Below are 15,750 nucleotides of genomic sequence, written 5' to 3'. Positions count from 1 at the left end.
GGCGGACGCACCGGCATTTGGGGCGGTTCCGGCAGCTGTACAGCCGGAATGGCATCCAGTCCCAGATAGCCCTCCAGTACTTTATGTACGGATTCCACACTGTTTTCCCCGGCAGGTTGCACCATGCCGTCCAGCTTGCCGTGGATCTGTACCGGCAGGTGATGCTTGCCGCACAGATAGGTCAGCGCCCGTTCCAGCACCGGATCCAGTTCTTCAATGGCAAGCACCTGTTCCAGTCCCTCCAGGAACTGCAGTGCCAGTTCCTCCGGGAAGGGGTTGGCGGTGGCGATTTTCAGCACCTTGACCTGTCCGGTGTAATCCTCCAGCGCCTCCTGTAAATAGGTGTAGCTGATGCCGGAGGTGACAATGCCCAGTTTCCCGCTGCCGGTGAGCTGGTTGAACCGATAAGCGGAGAAGTCCTTGCTCAGCACCGGGGTGCGCTCCTCCAGCTTGATATGATTCAGATAGGAGGTGCGTGGGAAGATCACCCACCGCATGGTGTCCTTCACAAAGCCCTCCGGTTTGTGTACTGTGGGGGTCTCATGGAGCTGAATGTCTGCACAACTGTGACAGACCCGGGTGGTAGGTCGGAACAACACCGGCGTGCCGTATTTTTCAGAGTATGCAAAGGCGTCCTGGATCATTTCATAGGCTTCCTCCGGGGTGGAGGGATCAAACACCGGCAGCTTTGCGAACTGGGCGAAGTGCCGGGTATCCTGCTCGGTCTGGGAGGAGATGGGCCCCGGATCGTCTGCGGAAACGATGACCATGCCCCCCTTGACGCCTACATAGGCAAGGCTCATCAGCGGGTCGGACGCCACGTTCAGCCCTACCTGCTTCATGGTGACCAGGGTGCGTGCCCCGGCGTAGGATGCGCCGGCAGCCACCTCCAGTGCAGCCTTTTCGTTGACGGACCACTCTACATATACGGAGCCGTCATTGCACTTGGCAACCGTCTCCAGGATCTCCGTAGAGGGTGTGCCGGGGTATCCTGCCACCAGGTTTACGCCGGCGTGCAATGCGCCCATGGCGATGGCGGCATTGCCCATTAAAAATGTCTTTGACAATCGGATCACTCTTTCCTGTGGATTTTGTCATAATTATGATTATACTACAAGTGCACTTTTTTTTCAATACCCGACAGAAAAAACGGGGATTTCAGACGGATTTAACATTCCATTTCCGGATTTAACATAGTTCTAAACTGGTGCGGATTGTGGATTTTACACGCCGGATGCTACAATAGAACCATAGAAAACAGATATGGAGGCATGGCTTATGCAAAAAATCAAGGAAACCGGCATGCGGTTGCTGTTCGCCCTGTGTGCCTGCATTTCCATCCTGGCGGTGGTGCTGATCTGCTGGTTCTTGTTTTCCAACGGCATTCCCGCCATCGGCGAGATCGGCGCTGACAAGTTCCTGCTGGGGGAGCGGTGGAAGCCCCTTGAGAAGCAGTTCGGCATCTTCCCCATGATCATCGGCAGCATTTATGTTACCGCCGGGGCAGTGCTGGTGGGGGTACCCATCGGCATTCTCTGCGCCGTATTCCTGGCTCGGTTCTGTCCCCCAAGGCTGCATCGGCTGCTGAAGCCGGCAGTGGATCTGCTGGCAGGGATCCCGTCCATCGTATACGGCTTTTTCGGACTGGTGGTCATCGTACCTCTGGTGCAGTCCCTGTTCGGGGGCAGCGGCAAGGGGATCCTGACCGCATCCGTGCTGCTGGGCATTATGATCCTGCCCACCATCATCAGCGTGACCGAGGCAAGCATCCGGGCTGTGCCGGAAAGCTACTATGAAGGCGCCCTTGCGCTGGGCGCCACCAAGGAACGCAGCGTGTTCTGCGCTGTGATGCCCGGTGCCCGCTCCGGCATTACCGCCGGAGTGATCCTGGGTACAGGCCGTGCCATCGGGGAAACTATGGCGGTGGTTATGGTAGCCGGCAACGCAGCAGTGATGCCGGACGGTCTGCTTTCCGGTGTCCGGACGCTGACCGCCAACATCGTGCTGGAAATGGGCTATGCGGCGGATCTGCACCGGGAAGCCCTCATTGCCACTGCGGTGGTGCTGTTCGTGTTTATTCTTATCATCAATCTGATGTTCTCGCTGCTCAAGCGGAAGGAGGGGTAATATGAAGCTGTCCAAGGCGCTGCGCCAGTACCGGGGGCATAAGGGTTCCCTGGCGGTACGGCTGCTGCTGTACGGTGCAGCGGTATTTACCATCGGGCTGCTGCTGTTTTTGATCGCTTACATTCTGGTCAAGGGCATTCCCAACCTGACCCCGGAGCTGTTTGCCTGGAAGTACACCAGCGAGAATGTGTCCATGCTGCCCTCCATCATCAACACCCTGCTGATGACCGGGCTGACTCTGTTGCTGGCGGTGCCCATTGGGGTGGGTGCGGCGGTGTACATGACCGAGTACGCCAAAACCGGCAGCAAGCTGGTGAAGGTGGTGCGGATCACCACGGAGACCCTCCAGGGCATTCCCTCCATCGTGTATGGCTTGTTCGGCTTTCTGTTCTTTGTCATTGCCTGCGGTTGGGATTACTCCCTGCTGTCCGGTGTCTGTACCATGGCGATCATGGTGCTGCCCTTAATCATGCGTACCACGGAGGAGGCGCTGCTGGCTGTACCCGGCACCTACCGGGANNNTACCCGGCACCTACCGGGAGGGCAGCTTTGGCCTGGGTGCCGGGAAGCTGCGGACGATTTTCACCATTGTACTGCCCAGTGCCGTGCCGGGGATCCTTTCTGGCGTGATCCTGGCAGTGGGGCGTATCGTGGGAGAAACCGCTGCTCTGATCTTTACCGCCGGCACCTATGCGGCAGTGCCGAAGGATCTGTTCTCGTCCACCCGAACCTTGTCGGTGCACATGTACGCACTGCTGAACGAAGGGCTTTACACCAACCAGGCATACGCCACGGCAGTGGTGCTGCTGGTGGTAGTCATCGGCATCAACTGCCTGTCAGGGGCAGTGGCGAAAAAATTTGCAGGAGGCGCAAATAAGGATGAATAAGTTTTCGATTCATGACATGAATCTGCATTATGGCAGCTTTCATGCACTGAAAAATGTACAGCTGGAGATTGCACCCCGTGAGATCACCGCCTTTATCGGCCCCTCCGGCTGCGGCAAGTCCACTCTGCTGAAATCTCTGAACCGGATGAATGATCTGGTGGAGGGATGCAGGATCGATGGGCAGGTACTGCTGGATGGAGAGGATATTTACGGGGATATGGATGTGAACCTGCTGCGTAAGCGGGTGGGCATGGTGTTCCAGAAGCCCAATCCCTTCCCCATGAGTATTTACGACAATGTGGCGTTCGGCCCTCGTACCCACGGCATCCGTTCTCGGGTGCAGCTGGACGAGCTGGTGGAGCAGTCCCTGCGGAGCGCCGCCATCTGGGACGAGGTGAAGGACCGGCTGCGGAAGTCAGCGTTTGGCCTGTCCGGTGGTCAGCAGCAGCGGCTCTGCATCGCCAGAGCGCTGGCAGTGAAGCCGGAGGTATTGCTGATGGATGAGCCTACCAGTGCATTGGATCCCATCTCAACTTTGAAAATCGAAGACCTTGCAACGGAGTTGAAAAAGGATTATACTATTGTTATGGTGACCCATAATATGCAGCAGGCTACCCGTATCTCGGACAAGACCGCCTTTTTCCTTCTGGGTGAGGTGGTGGAATTTGGTGTGACGGATCAGATCTTCTCCATGCCCAAGGACAAGCGCACGGAGGATTACATTACCGGACGGTTCGGATAAGGAGGAGCAGGTATGAGAAATCGGTTTGACGAGCAGCTGCGGCAGCTGAAGCTGGATATGATCCGGATGAGCTCCCTGTGTGAAACAGCGATTACAGTGACCATGCAGAATATGCTCAGCAGCGATCAGGTGTATACCCTGGACGACAGCGAGGAGGCATTTCAACAGCTTCAGAACATAAAGAACACCTATGAAAAGGCGGGGTTTCTGAAAGAGGAGATCGACCAGATGGAGCGGCAGGTGGAAAACCAGTGTATGAAGCTGCTGCTGCATCAGCAGCCGGTGGCGAAGGATCTGCGGGTGATCTCCGCAGCCATGAAAATGATCTACGATCTGCAGCGGATCGGGGATCAGGCATACGACATTGCGGATATTTCCCGGTATGTACAGGACACGGAGCTGATGCACCGGCTGCCCATGCAGCAGTTGGCGGATGCGGCGGTGGCAATGGTCACCGACAGTGTGGATGCCTTTGTGCGCATGGACTTTGCCCTGGCAAAGCATGTGATTGCAGCGGACGATACGGTGGATGAATATTTCAGCCGTATGAAGGAGGAGCTTGCAAAGGCCTTGCGGCAGGACGGGGACAGCAGCGTGTGCCTGGATATTCTGATGATCTCCAAATATCTGGAGCGGATCGCTGACCATGCGGTGAATATTGCGGATTGGGTGATTTTTGCACAGACCGGCGCCCATTCCGGGAAGGAGTGAGGACTGTGCTGATCTACATGCTGGAGGATGACCAGGTGATCCGGGATCTGGTGCTGTACGCCCTGCGGCAGCAGACGGATCTGGAAGCCCAGGGCTTTGAACGCCCCTCCGCATTTTACGCAGCGGTGCGCAGCCGTGTGCCGGATCTGATCCTGCTGGATGTGATGCTGCCGGAGGAGGATGGACTGACCGTGCTGAAAAACCTGCGGCTTCGCCGGGAGACCAAGCTGACCCCGGTAATCATCCTGTCCGCCAAGGGTACGGGCTACGACAAGATCTGCGGTCTGGACGGGGGAGCGGACGATTACATTCCCAAGCCCTTTGAGATCATGGAGCTGCTGTCCCGGGTGAAGGCGTGGGAGCGGCGGCTGTCTCTGACTGCCCAGGAGGCATCCGGGGAGGAGCAGCCCCGGGAATACCGGATCGGCGGGCTTACTGTCAGTCCGGTGTACCATACGGTGACGGCGGATGGGGAGGAGGTGCGCCTGACCATGAAGGAGTACGAGATCCTCTGCTATCTGCTTGCCCACCAGGATCAGGTCTGCACCCGGGAACAGATTTTCGGCCGGGTGTGGGGGTATGGCTCCGAACGGGAGAACCGGACTCTGGACGTACATATCCGAACCCTGCGGGTGAAGCTGGTGGAGTACGGAAACCTGATCGAAACCATCCGGGGCGTAGGCTATAAGATAAGGAGCAGCGTATGAAACGAAGCATTTTCAAGGGCATGCTGCTGGTGTCGGTGCTTTCCCTGCTGGCATGCACCGTGCTGATCATGGACGTGCTGTACGGGTATTTTGACAAGCGTGCCAACGAGGAGCTGCATCAGCAGGCAACCAGCATTGCCCGGGGCGTGGAAGCGGCAGGCGTGGAGTATTTTGAGGGCTTCCAGGCGTCGGAGCGTGTTACCTGGATCACTGCCGCCGGCACGGTGCTGTACGACAACCAGGCGGATCAGTCCCGGATGGAAAACCACAGTGACCGGGAGGAGTTCATCGAAGCTAAGTCAGACGGTGTCGGGGAAGCCACCCGGTATTCCTCCACCCTGGCGGAAAAGACCATTTACTATGCACAGCGGCTGGAGGACGGCAGCGTGCTTCGGGTATCCCAGACTCAGTACACGGTGCTGACGGTATTGATGGGACTTGCCACACCGGTGGTGATTGTGCTGCTGTGCGTGATGATCCTGTCGGCGGCGCTGTCTTCCGCCGTGGTCAAGCGGATCGTCAAGCCCATCAACGCCATTGATCCGGAGCATCCGGATACGGATGCAGACTATGAGGAGATTGCCCCGTTGCTGTACAAGATCCACACCCAGAACCAGGAGATCGCCCGGCAGATGCGGACACTGAAAAAGCAGCAGGAGGAATTCCGCCAGCTGACCGCCCACATGCGGGAAGGATTGCTGGTGGCGGACAGCCACTGCGAGGTGCTCAGCTGGAATGCGGCAGCTCTGGAGATCTTCGGGGTTCCGGAACCCTCCGACACCCGGAATATTTACGAATTCAATCGCAGTGAGCCCTTCCGCATGGCGGTGGAGCAGGCACTTGCCGGACAGCCGGCGGAGCAGCTTCTGTCCCTGGGGCAGCGCAGCTATCGGATGCTGGCAAGCCCCGTACAGGAGCAGGATGCGGTGACCGGCATTATGGTGCTGCTGCTGGATGTGACCGAGCAGGAGCATCGGGAGCAGCTTCGCCGGGAATTTACCTCCAACGTATCCCACGAGATGAAGACGCCTCTGACCGCCATCCACGCCATTGCCGGTATGCTGGTGCAAGATGTGATTGAGCCGAAGGACGTGAAGAAATTTGCCGGAGATATTTACCGGGAATCCGCCCGGATGATTGCCCTGGTGAACGATACCCTGCGGCTGTCCCGGATGGACGAGAACGGGATTGCCGAGCCAAAGGAGCCGGTGGATCTGTACGACCTGGCGGAGGAGGTTATTGCCCGGCTGCGGGTAACGGCGGAGAAAAAGCAGGTTGCTTTCTCCCTGGCAGGTACCCATGTGACCGTCAACGGCGTGTACAGCATGCTGGAGGAAATAATCTACAACCTGTGCGACAATGCGGTCAAGTACAACAAGGAGCAGGGCACTGTTACTGTGTCCGTGCTGACTGCCGGCAAGGAGGGCATCCTGATGGTGCAGGATACGGGCATCGGCATTCCCCAGGAGGATCAGAGTCGGATCTTCGAGCGGTTCTACCGGGTGGACAAGAGTCACTCCCGTGCCATCGGGGGAACCGGTCTGGGCCTGTCCATCGTCAAGCACGGTGCTGCATACCACAATGCCCAGGTACAGGTATCCTCCAAGCCCGGAGAGGGTTCCACCTTTACGGTGATTTTCCCCGAAACTCTGCAAGCATGAAAAAACGCCGCACAGATTCTCTGTGCGGCGCGCACAGATTCTCTGTGCGGCGTTTGTGTGTGCAAACAAAAAGCAGCGCTTACGCATTTGCATAAGCGCTGCTTTGCAGCATTGGTAAGGGAAATCTTACTTCAACTCTACGGTTGCACCAGCAGCCTCCAGCTTGGTCTTGATCTCCTCAGCGTCAGCCTTGGAAGCGCCTTCCTTCAGGGTCTTGGGAGCGCTCTCAACAACTTCCTTTGCTTCCTTCAGACCAAGGCCCAGGATCTCCTTAACAGCCTTGATAACGCCCATCTTGCTGTCGCCAAAGGATGCCAGAACTACGTCGAATTCTGTCTTTTCCTCAGCAGCAGCTGCGCCTGCACCTGCAGCCGGAGCAGCAGCGATTGCAGCAGTTACGCCGAATTCTTCCTGAATAGCGTCAACCAGCTCGGACAGTTCCATAACGGTCATGCCCTTGATGTCTTCAACGAATTTCAAAATCTTTTCAGAAGCCATGATAATAATCTCCTTTTATTTATGATATTGTAGTGTTTGACCTGCTATTAAGCAGCGTCATCGGACTTGCTGTCAGCAACAGCCTTAACAGTAGCAGCGAGCTTCTGGATCGGACCCTGCAGGGAGCCAACCAGCTGTGCAAGCAGTACATCCTTGGACGGGATCTTGGACAGAGCCATTACCCCAGCCTGGTCGTAAGCAACGCCCTCAACGAAGCCTGCCTTCAGGTTGAACTTGTCATCCTGAGTCTCGGCGAACTTGCCCAGAATCCGTGCGGGAGCAGTCTGATCGTCGTTGGAAATTGCAACGGCAGTGGTGCCTTCGAGGATACCGTCGAAGTCGTTCATGCCGATGTTGTGGAGTGCAAAGCGGAGCATGGTGTTCTTTTCTACGGAGTAGTGAACTCCAGCCTCACGCAGTTCCTTTCTGAGCTTGGTGTCCTGCTCTACTGTGATACCCTTATAGTCCACGAATACGCAGGAAACTGCACTCTGGAGCTGCTCGGTCAGCTTTACGACCTTCGCCTTCTTTGCTTCCAAAACCTTTTCACTTGCCATGTTTTGTTTCACCTCCGATAGTGATGTAAATCGTATCAGAAGAACACAAAAATCCCTTCCCGTGTACACGAGAAGGGACAGTCAATTTATCTTGACGTGCACTCCTCGGCTGGATTTACGGCAAAGCCACCAGCTGTCTTTAGAATACGATTATCCGGGCATATCTGCCACAGAACAATAATTATTATAGCACAGGAAAATGTGCTTGTCAAGCATTTTTTGCAATTTTTCAGAAGTAGCTGACCTTGATCTGCTTGCCCATTTTCTTCAGGCATTCCGCCAGCTCGTTGACCATCTGCATCTTAATGTGGAACTGGATGGGCAGATTCGGGTTCTGATGCGCCGGATTCACCGCCCGACCCACGAAAAAGTTAATGTCCGTGGCCTCCTCAAAGAGCATCCGGGCGATCAGGGACGCTCCATCCTTCTGACAGCTCCACTTGGCGTAGGACTCGTTGTCCTCCAGATAATTTTTCGCATAGGACAGCACCCGGTTGATGGTGATAATACCCTCCGTCACCAGATCCACGCCTTCGATTTTTGCAATGGGGGGGATCTCCGGATCCGGGAAATCCAGCGCCGGGATCAGCTTCTTGCGCAGGAACTTTGCCGCAATGTTGGAAGTGGTGCCGCCGCAGACAATGTGCTTGCCCTCCTTGGAGAAGAACAGGGACATCATTTTGTTGCAGTCCTCCCGGTTGGCAGGGGGGCCGATGATGAGATTCACCGGCTGCCGTTTCCGGATCCGGATGGTGCAGACGGTGGTATCGTCCCCGGGCTTGCCTCCGTAGAGCCGGACGCATTCATCCAGCAGAATGGTGGTCAGAGTCTTGGCGGTAAAGCCCACCTCTGCAAAGGTCTCCATATAGGAGATAATGTCCTCCCGCTGCCAGCCGAAATTCAAGGTCATGCCCACCCCGGCGTGAATGGCACCATCGCTCATGGCGATGAAAATATCCTGCTCCTGGAGCTTGATCCGGGAACGGTAAATGGTTTTGCCGTCGATCTGCATCTGGGTGGAGGGGATATCCTGGTATTTGCCATCCCGAAACAGGATCACCATCGGGTTGTCGTACTGGATGATCTCCGCTTCCTCATTTTCCACCAGACGGATGATGGTAAAGGTGGAGTATGCTACCCCCCGGACAGCACACACCGGCAGGGTAGCTGCGATGGTTGCCACACAGTCCTCGATCTTCATATTCTCCGCCATCATGGTGGAAATGATCTTGGCAGTCAGGGTGGAGAGGATGCTTGCCTTCACGCCGCTGCCCAGGCCGTCCGCCAGTACGATAACCGTGGAGTGATCGTCCGGAGAGATCACATCCACATGGTCGCCGCAAAGCTGCTCCCCGAATTTGTTCACACTCCGGTAGCCGATATCCGCACAGAAATTATTCATCCGAGATCGCCCCCTTGAGCTTGGTCAGTGCGATCTTGGTCTCCGCTGCGGTTTCACCCAGCAGGGAGGCGATCTCCTGTACGATGCGCATCTGCTTGTCTACCACCTTGTCGGCGGTTTCAATGGTCTGCTGCCGGATGGATTCCTTGGTGCGGCGCTGCCGCTCCTCCTCTGTTACATCCCGCATCATGCACATCAGCACCCGATAGGAAGCGTCATACAGAATCGTCTCGTCCACATACTTATTGTATTCCGCCAGATAGGTGCGCCGATCCCGGATGGTGGCGCCGCCGTTCTTTACGTCCAGGAAATCCTTCGGATCCCGGATCCGGATCACCTGTTCTCCCAGTACATCGCTGGGATGCCGCACGTTCAGAATCTCACAGGCAGTTTGGTTGATCTGCTGTACCTCCAGGGATTCATTCAGCACCAGAATGCCGTTGGAGGTGTTGTTGATGATATGGTCGGAGAAATTCTCCGCCCGATCCTTCAGATAGGGCAGGCACATGGTCAGATCCGCCTTGCCCTGGTAAATGGCAATTGCCTTTTCCCGGCAGGTATTATAGCCGCAGGAGCCGCAGTTCAGCTCGTCAGAGGGCTTGTTCTTGCCCATCTGCCGGAGAATGGTGAAGATCTCGGTTTCCGTGGGCTGAGGCAGCTTCCGGTTGATGGCTTCCATCTCTTTGTGGATCCGTTCCTGGGGCAGGGTTTCAATGGGGAAGTCCTCACTGCCGGCGTAAGCGTCCACTGCCGCATAGTCCCGGATGGGGGTCCGGTGGTATTTTTCCATGACCGGTCCGCCGATGCAGCTGCCGGCGCAGGCGGACATTTCAATAAAGCAGTTGTTCAGTCCGCCCTGCTCCAGGTCGTGCAAAGCGGCAATACAGTTTTCAATGCCGTCCACGGAAATATACTGATAGCCCGGTATCTTCTCCATGGTCTTGAGAATGCCTCCGGAGGTGGGGAACAGCCGGGTTCGGCTCTGGGAATTGTGGTCAACATTCTGCTCCAGCTGGATGTTTGCTTCCTCCAGCATCCGGGTCAGCTCCTCGAAGGTCATAACCTCGTCCACATAGCCAGTGTAGTGATCCGCCTCATCCTTCTTGGACAGGCAGGGGCCGATGAATACCACATGGGCATTGGGCATCCGGCGGCGGATATCCACGCTGTGCGCCTGCATGGGGGAGATCACATCCGCCAGATAGGGCAGTGCCTGGGGAAAGTACTTCTGGATCAGCAGATTCACCGAGTGGCAGCAGGAGGAGATCAGCACATCCGGCTTCCGGTTCCGGAGAATGTCCTCGTACATCCGGTTCACATAGGTGGCACCGATGGCTGTTTCCTCCGCAGCGGCAAAGCCCAGCTGCCGCAGCGCCTGTTCCATGGCTTCGATGCCTACCCCGTAATTGGCGATGAAGGAGGGGGCGATGCTTGCTACTACCGGCTCCTCGCCCTCCAGCAGCACCTTTACCGCCTCCGTAGCATCGGCGATCTCCTTGGCGTTCTGGGGACAGACTACAAAGCACTGACCGCACAGGATGCATTCGTTGCCCACGATGTGCGCCTGGTTGCCGGAAAAGCGGATGGACTTGACCGGACAGTGCCGGATACATTTATAGCAATTTTTACAGTTTGTTTTGCGTAGCTTCAGAAATTCGGACATGGTTGTCCCTCCTTACAGACTGTGATGTGTCTTATAGCTTGGTCAGTACCTCATTGTTGAAAAACTGATCCACCGTATCCGGGGTCAGGGAATAGATCTGGTCATCGCAGGACACACAGACCCCGTTCTGACAGTTGTTCATGCAGAAGGTGCCCGCCAGCTCGATCTGATCCTCCAGCTTTTTTTGCGCAATCAGCGCCTGCAGCTGCTCCACCACCTGGCGGGAGCCCTTCAGATGACAGGAACTTCCGATACAAACCTTGATTTTCATACGATTTCTCCTTTCTGATTCAGACGATGCCCACGCAGCCGTCGAGCATAACATGTCGCATAGTTTGGGGCGGTTTTGTACATAATGCACAAAAAACCAGGCGTATTTCATAAAACATCGAGAAAATTCGGTGCAATATGACGAATGATATACTGAATTTTGCTGAAATGAGCCTGGATTCGCCTTTTTGTCGCATAGATCGTGAAAAAATACTATGCATGTGAACATTTTAACACCCTATCCTGCCCATGCGTACTGCAAATTACGCATGTTTATCATATGAGAATTTATATGATAAAAGCAAAAATCCCCGCAACGCCGGAGCGCCCGGGGATTCATCCGAGATGTGATCAGGGCTTCTTCCGGAAGATCCTGCGCAGGATCAATGCCCCTGCCACTGCACCGCCTGCCACCAGCGCTGCTTTTTTCAGCTGAGCCTTTGTGATGGATACATCAGAATTGTTCACTTCAAAGTGCAGAACAGGCTGTTCGCCGGGTTCCGGCCAGCCGTTTTCAAACACTACATTGGAACGCTGCGCCTGGTCGTAATTTTCCGGATCACTGATCAGTTCTTCATACTGTGCCGGTTCCTCTGCCGGGGCGATGGTGGTCACAGCCCGCATGGCATTGAACCGGAGAGTCACTTTGTCCGCAGCAGGTGCCGTAAAGGGCACCGCCATCAGATACCAGCCGTTTTTATACTTCAAAGGCTTGATGAAGCCACGGTTCAGCCTAAAGGTCTGCCGTTCCTCCCACTGACCTTCACCGAAGACCTCCAGATTGCATACCTCATCACACTGGTCGTTTTCGCCCCCGTTGAGCCAGAACACAAACGTGTATTCCTCGCCGGGTTCCAGGACGATATCCGTGCGAATGGTGCTCCAGTCGTACTGCCAATTGCCCAGCTGCCATGCTTCCGTGGTTTTGCCGTCAAAGCCCGTTACCTCTGTAATGGCTGCAACGCCGGTGGGGACTGTTGCGTCCATGCGCCACTGATCCGGGCAAAAGAAAATCTGTTTCATTGTATGATCCCTCCTGTATGTCATCATGATGCATCTCATACATTATATACTACACCTCAGTATAGCACAGCCCGGCGGAAAAGTCAACCGAATTTGCGGAATCACTCATACAAATCGCACAGTTTTCTGCCGCATTTAATGCAGTCTGCCGTGTATTTTGCCAAAAGTGCAAATGGGGTCATTTTTTTTGCGAAAACAGTTGACAACAAGTGTACTAGGGTGTATAATACAACAAGAGTATTAATGAAGCTAATACACCTAATACATTTGGAGGAGAGGGAACATGAAAAACGTGTACAAACGCATCAACCGTGGCCTGGTTCTGGCAGGGGTGCTGCTTGTGGGCTTCGTGATCTATGTAATCAGTGATACCCTGCAGTTCAAAAAGACAAAGCCCCTGCTTAAGGATATGGCGGCGGACTACATGCAGAAGCTGTGTGAGCTGAACGTGACCCCGGAGAAGTACCGGAGCCTGGAGGAGCTTGCAAAGCAGCCGGATTACGTCAAGAGCATCCAGGATGATCTGACCAAGCTGCTGAACGAAAACTGGAAGGACGTTGAATCCGCCCAGAGCCAGAGCTTTTACTATTACGGCATGAACCGCAGCGAGGTGGAAGCCGGCTACAACAGCTATCTGAAGGATTCCGGAGAGGTGTACGGATATATCACCAAAATGACTGCCGCCGTGAACAATGCGGACTGCTCCGTGACCAAGTGCGGGGTCAACACTGCCCAGGTGATCATGTCCTTTGACTGTGTGGTGCAGTATGTAGGAGATCCCTGTTGGTTTTCTCCTGCGTATCCCAATGCCATGCAGGATATTGCAGGCGGGAATATGTACATGTACCAGGAAGACGTAGCCATACCTCAGGGCAAGGAACAGAAGCGTTCTTCCGATCTGATGTCCACCACTGTTACTGTAAGTTATGAATTCACCTACCAGTTGGTGGATGGGGACTGGAAGATCATCTATCTGGACAGCCTTGGCTGGGAGAATGGCAGCACCGTCATCGTTTCCGGGGAAGGAGGAGAAGCGTAATGGAGGTTGCACTGAAAATTGACCACCTGAATAAATATTTCGGCAAGCGGCAGATCCTGCATGATATTTGCATGGAGGTTTACGCCGGGGAGGTGTTCGGCTTCCTTGGTCCAAACGGTGCCGGAAAGACCACCACCATCAAGATTGTTGTGGGACTGCTGCGGCTGGATGAGGGCGATGTACAGATCCACGGTCACAGCATCACCAAGCACTTTGAGGATGCCATGGCGTGCGTGGGAGGCATCGTAGAAAACCCGGAGCTTTACAAGTACATGACCGGCAGGGAGAATCTGCGGCAGTATGCCCGGATGCGCACCGGCGTGGACGAAAAGCGCATTGACGAGGTAGTGGAGCTGGTGGGGCTGTCCAACCGGATCAACGACAAGGTCGGCAAGTACTCTCTGGGCATGCGGCAGCGGCTTGGGGTGGCGCAGGCGCTGCTCCACCGACCCAAGCTCCTGATTCTGGACGAACCCACCAACGGATTGGATCCGGCAGGCATCAAGGAGCTGCGTGACATTCTGAAAAACCTTGCCCACAAGGAGAACATTGCAGTATTGGTTTCCAGTCACCTGATGTCGGAAATGGAAATGATGTGCGACCGGGTTGGCATCATCGTTGGGGGCAGGATCCTGGATGTCCAAACCACGGAGGATATGATCTCTGCGGCACAGGATACCACCATCCGGTACACCTTAAAGGTCAGTGATCCTGCCGCTGCGGTACAGGCTCTGACTCAATTGCCGGAGCAGGCAAAGCAGGCTGCGGAGGATTCCCTGGTGCTGCGGATCGAAACAGACAGAGCGGACGAGATCATCGGCGATGTGATCGAGACCCTGGTATCCCGGCAGATTCGGGTCATGACCTGTGTGCCGGAGCAGACCAAGCGGCTGGAGGATGTATTTATCGCCATGACACAGGAGAACGGGGGTGCGCAAATTGGGTAAGTTTATCCGACTTGTACAAAACGAGTATATCAAGATATTAAAGAAGGTAAGCACCTGGATCATGCTGATTCTGATCCTGGTGGTGTGTGTAGGCTATTTCGGCGTTTCCAAGATTGCAGAATATCAAGTGAAGAATAACCGTTACGAGATGTCCGAACAGGATTGCAAGGAACAGCTCAACAGCAATCTGACCTATGCCAAGGAGACCAAGTATGAAGGCTGGGAGGCTGACGTTGCCGAATACCAGTTCTGCCTGGATCATGAGATCTTCCAGTACGACTGGCGCAGGACGGCTGTCACCGCTGTTTTTCACGAGGTGCAGGATGCAGCCGTTGCGGAATCTCTGAAAACAGCTATCATCAACGAGGACTGGAAGGCATACTTTCAGTACATGCTGGATGCCGCTCCGGGGGAAACAGAGGAGGACAGCTGGCTGTACCAGTACTGCATCGACCACAATCTGAAGCCGGATCGGGAGGATGCCACATACCGGCTGGCGGCACAGCTGTCCACAGCCAAGGCAGAGCTTGCGTCCATGGAGCAGCAGAAGGAAAGCGGCGTCAGCGTGGATGCAAACAAATACCAGAAGCTGAAGGATAATGTGCAGCTGTATACCTATCGGCTGGATCACAACATTACTTTTGATGTGTCCGAAAATACTGGCTGGTTCTACTCCGGGACCTTGAATTTCTGGACTGTGTTCAGCGATTCCTACCGGGTGCTGACCTTTGTCGGCATATTGATGATCATGGTCTGCGGTGCCATCGTTTCCTCTGAATTTTCCCAGGGCACCATCAAGTTCCTGCTGATCAATCCGGCAAAGCGCTGGAAGATCCTTGCGGCAAAGTATGTGACCGCCATTACCTTCGGCTATTGCATGCTGCTGCTGACCTACCTGCTTTCCGGCCTTGGATCCATGCTCCTGTTTGGCACGGATAACCTGGGGGCACAGTATTTTTACGTTTCCTCCGGTACTGTGAAGAGCATGCCCGGATTTGTATACATCCTGCGCAATTATATGCTCAGCAGTGTGAACATTCTGGTGATGTCCAGCCTTGCCTTTGCGATCTCCTCCCTGGTGCGGAATACGGCGCTGTCCGTGGGCATCGGTATGGGAGCCATGCTGGGCGGCAGTCTGATCGTCACCATTCTCAGTGCCTTCCGTCTGGACTGGGCACGGTTCCTGATCTTCTCCAACACGGATCTGATCGCTATTTCCCAGGGAAATTCCGCCTTTATGGGACAGACAGTGGGCTTTGCCCTGTGTGTTCTGGGTGTGCATCTGTTCATCTTCCTGCTGACCGCATGGGATGGTTTCGTGCGCCGGGAGGTGTGATCCATGACAGCCAGTCTGCTGTTGATCCTGGTGGCGGCATTCCTGATCGGCGGTGTCCTTACCATTGTCTGCTGCGGCATGTTTACCGACCGCAGCCGGCATGAGGAGGACAGCCGGCAGGAAAACGGCACGGAGCAGGATCCTCAGAAGGGGGAACACTCCCACTGATTCATTCAGCCC

15 protein-coding genes, 2 pseudogenes and 1 other annotated feature are annotated in these 15,750 nt (G+C 55.1%); of the genes and pseudogenes, 10 read left to right on the top strand and 7 right to left on the bottom strand.

The window, feature by feature from the left end; translation table 11 throughout:
- Positions 1-1,049, bottom strand: a pseudogene (locus QVO51_RS10755) (indolepyruvate ferredoxin oxidoreductase subunit alpha); the annotation flags it as partial.
- A gap of 229 nt (positions 1,050-1,278) precedes the next feature.
- On the opposite strand from QVO51_RS10755, the gene pstC reads away from it, so the two are divergent.
- From pstC to QVO51_RS10725, 6 genes and pseudogenes are all read left to right on the top strand, one after another.
- The gene (gene pstC / locus QVO51_RS10750; RefSeq protein WP_022358397.1) at positions 1,279-2,127 is read left to right on the top strand and encodes a phosphate ABC transporter permease subunit PstC; all 849 of its coding nucleotides are present in this window, start codon (positions 1,279-1,281) and stop codon (positions 2,125-2,127) included.
- A gap of 1 nt (position 2,128) precedes the next feature.
- Positions 2,129-3,014 (top strand): annotated as a pseudogene (gene pstA, locus QVO51_RS10745) (phosphate ABC transporter permease PstA).
- Positions 3,007-3,756, top strand: a complete 750-nt coding sequence (gene pstB / locus QVO51_RS10740; protein WP_022358395.1) for a phosphate ABC transporter ATP-binding protein PstB — start codon at positions 3,007-3,009, stop codon at positions 3,754-3,756. Before pstA ends, pstB begins: the two are co-directional and overlap by 8 nt.
- A gap of 12 nt (positions 3,757-3,768) precedes the next feature.
- Positions 3,769-4,467 carry a phosphate signaling complex protein PhoU gene (gene phoU, locus QVO51_RS10735; RefSeq protein ID WP_022358394.1) on the top strand — a complete coding sequence of 233 codons (699 nt, stop codon included), beginning with the start codon at positions 3,769-3,771 and terminating at the stop codon, positions 4,465-4,467.
- Positions 4,468-4,472: 5 nt separating this feature from the next.
- Positions 4,473-5,174 (top strand): response regulator transcription factor, encoded by a 702-nt coding sequence (locus tag QVO51_RS10730; protein ID WP_022358393.1) that lies wholly within the window; start codon positions 4,473-4,475, stop codon positions 5,172-5,174.
- A complete protein-coding gene (locus tag QVO51_RS10725; RefSeq protein ID WP_022358392.1) occupies positions 5,171-6,835 on the top strand; it encodes an ATP-binding protein in 1,665 nt (554 codons plus the stop codon). The genes QVO51_RS10730 and QVO51_RS10725 overlap by 4 nt, the downstream gene beginning before the upstream one ends.
- Positions 6,836-6,961: 126 nt before the next feature.
- Here the strand turns inward: QVO51_RS10725 and rplL are convergent, their stop codons facing one another.
- The 6 genes from rplL to QVO51_RS10695 form a co-directional block, all read right to left on the bottom strand.
- Entirely contained in the window at positions 6,962-7,333 is a 372-nt protein-coding gene (gene rplL / locus QVO51_RS10720) for a 50S ribosomal protein L7/L12 (protein WP_015557764.1), read from the bottom strand.
- A 47-nt stretch (positions 7,334-7,380) separates the two neighbouring features.
- Positions 7,381-7,890 carry a 50S ribosomal protein L10 gene (rplJ, locus tag QVO51_RS10715; RefSeq protein ID WP_015557765.1) on the bottom strand — a complete coding sequence of 170 codons (510 nt, stop codon included), beginning with the start codon at positions 7,888-7,890 and terminating at the stop codon, positions 7,381-7,383.
- 37 nt (positions 7,891-7,927) lie between these two features.
- Positions 7,928-8,051: a sequence feature (ribosomal protein L10 leader region), on the bottom strand.
- A 68-nt stretch (positions 8,052-8,119) separates the two neighbouring features.
- Complete coding sequence (locus tag QVO51_RS10710; RefSeq protein WP_015557766.1) at positions 8,120-9,292, bottom strand: SpoIIE family protein phosphatase; 1,173 nt, start codon at positions 9,290-9,292, stop codon at positions 8,120-8,122.
- Entirely contained in the window at positions 9,285-10,955 is a 1,671-nt protein-coding gene (locus tag QVO51_RS10705; protein ID WP_022358391.1) for a [Fe-Fe] hydrogenase large subunit C-terminal domain-containing protein, read from the bottom strand. Before QVO51_RS10705 ends, QVO51_RS10710 begins: the two co-directional genes overlap by 8 nt.
- Before the next feature lie 31 nt (positions 10,956-10,986).
- The gene (locus QVO51_RS10700) at positions 10,987-11,280 is read right to left on the bottom strand and encodes a (2Fe-2S) ferredoxin domain-containing protein (protein ID WP_276695022.1); all 294 of its coding nucleotides are present in this window, start codon (positions 11,278-11,280) and stop codon (positions 10,987-10,989) included.
- A 296-nt stretch (positions 11,281-11,576) separates the two neighbouring features.
- Positions 11,577-12,248, bottom strand: coding sequence for a hypothetical protein (locus QVO51_RS10695; RefSeq protein WP_022358390.1), 672 nt, complete (start codon positions 12,246-12,248; stop codon positions 11,577-11,579).
- Between the two features lie 283 nt (positions 12,249-12,531).
- Between QVO51_RS10695 and QVO51_RS10690 the strand changes: the two genes are divergently transcribed.
- Genes QVO51_RS10690 through QVO51_RS10675 form a run of 4 tightly spaced genes read left to right on the top strand, consistent with a single transcriptional unit; the run spans position 12,532 to position 15,738 of the window.
- Positions 12,532-13,287: a hypothetical protein gene (locus tag QVO51_RS10690; protein WP_015557770.1), complete on the top strand. Its 756-nt coding sequence runs from the start codon at positions 12,532-12,534 to the stop codon at positions 13,285-13,287.
- On the top strand, positions 13,287-14,234 hold the full coding sequence (locus QVO51_RS10685; RefSeq protein WP_022358389.1) for an ABC transporter ATP-binding protein: 948 nt from the start codon (positions 13,287-13,289) through the stop codon (positions 14,232-14,234). Before QVO51_RS10690 ends, QVO51_RS10685 begins: the two co-directional genes overlap by 1 nt.
- Positions 14,218-15,570, top strand: coding sequence for an ABC transporter permease (locus tag QVO51_RS10680; protein ID WP_022358388.1), 1,353 nt, complete (start codon positions 14,218-14,220; stop codon positions 15,568-15,570). Before QVO51_RS10685 ends, QVO51_RS10680 begins: the two co-directional genes overlap by 17 nt.
- 3 nt (positions 15,571-15,573) lie before the next feature.
- Positions 15,574-15,738, top strand: a complete 165-nt coding sequence (locus QVO51_RS10675) for a hypothetical protein (protein ID WP_022358387.1) — start codon at positions 15,574-15,576, stop codon at positions 15,736-15,738.
- Positions 15,739-15,750: the final 12 nt, after the last annotated feature.

The sequence above is a fragment of the Ruminococcus sp. CAG:379 genome (assembly GCF_000434255.1).
GTDB classification, from domain to species: domain Bacteria; phylum Bacillota; class Clostridia; order Oscillospirales; family Ruminococcaceae; genus Ruminococcus_F; species Ruminococcus_F champanellensis.
This window is presented reverse-complemented; position numbering and strand designations above follow the sequence as displayed.

Bases quoted from the DNA above. Each gene is read 5' to 3' on its own strand.
- QVO51_RS10685 (WP_022358389.1), top strand. From the start codon at position 13,287: ATGGAGGTTGCACTGAAAATTGACCACCTGAATAAATATTTCGGCAAG.
- QVO51_RS10695 (WP_022358390.1), bottom strand. From the start codon at position 12,248: ATGAAACAGATTTTCTTTTGCCCGGATCAGTGGCGCATGGACGCAACA.
- QVO51_RS10725 (WP_022358392.1), top strand. From the start codon at position 5,171: ATGAAACGAAGCATTTTCAAGGGCATGCTGCTGGTGTCGGTGCTTTCC.
- rplL (WP_015557764.1), bottom strand. From the start codon at position 7,333: ATGGCTTCTGAAAAGATTTTGAAATTCGTTGAAGACATCAAGGGCATG.
- QVO51_RS10675 (WP_022358387.1), top strand. From the start codon at position 15,574: ATGACAGCCAGTCTGCTGTTGATCCTGGTGGCGGCATTCCTGATCGGC.
- rplJ (WP_015557765.1), bottom strand. From the start codon at position 7,890: ATGGCAAGTGAAAAGGTTTTGGAAGCAAAGAAGGCGAAGGTCGTAAAG.
- QVO51_RS10705 (WP_022358391.1), bottom strand. From the start codon at position 10,955: ATGTCCGAATTTCTGAAGCTACGCAAAACAAACTGTAAAAATTGCTAT.
- phoU (WP_022358394.1), top strand. From the start codon at position 3,769: ATGAGAAATCGGTTTGACGAGCAGCTGCGGCAGCTGAAGCTGGATATG.
- QVO51_RS10710 (WP_015557766.1), bottom strand. From the start codon at position 9,292: ATGAATAATTTCTGTGCGGATATCGGCTACCGGAGTGTGAACAAATTC.
- QVO51_RS10700 (WP_276695022.1), bottom strand. From the start codon at position 11,280: ATGTTATGCTCGACGGCTGCGTGGGCATCGTCTGAATCAGAAAGGAGA.
- pstC (WP_022358397.1), top strand. From the start codon at position 1,279: ATGCAAAAAATCAAGGAAACCGGCATGCGGTTGCTGTTCGCCCTGTGT.
- pstB (WP_022358395.1), top strand. From the start codon at position 3,007: ATGAATAAGTTTTCGATTCATGACATGAATCTGCATTATGGCAGCTTT.
- QVO51_RS10690 (WP_015557770.1), top strand. From the start codon at position 12,532: ATGAAAAACGTGTACAAACGCATCAACCGTGGCCTGGTTCTGGCAGGG.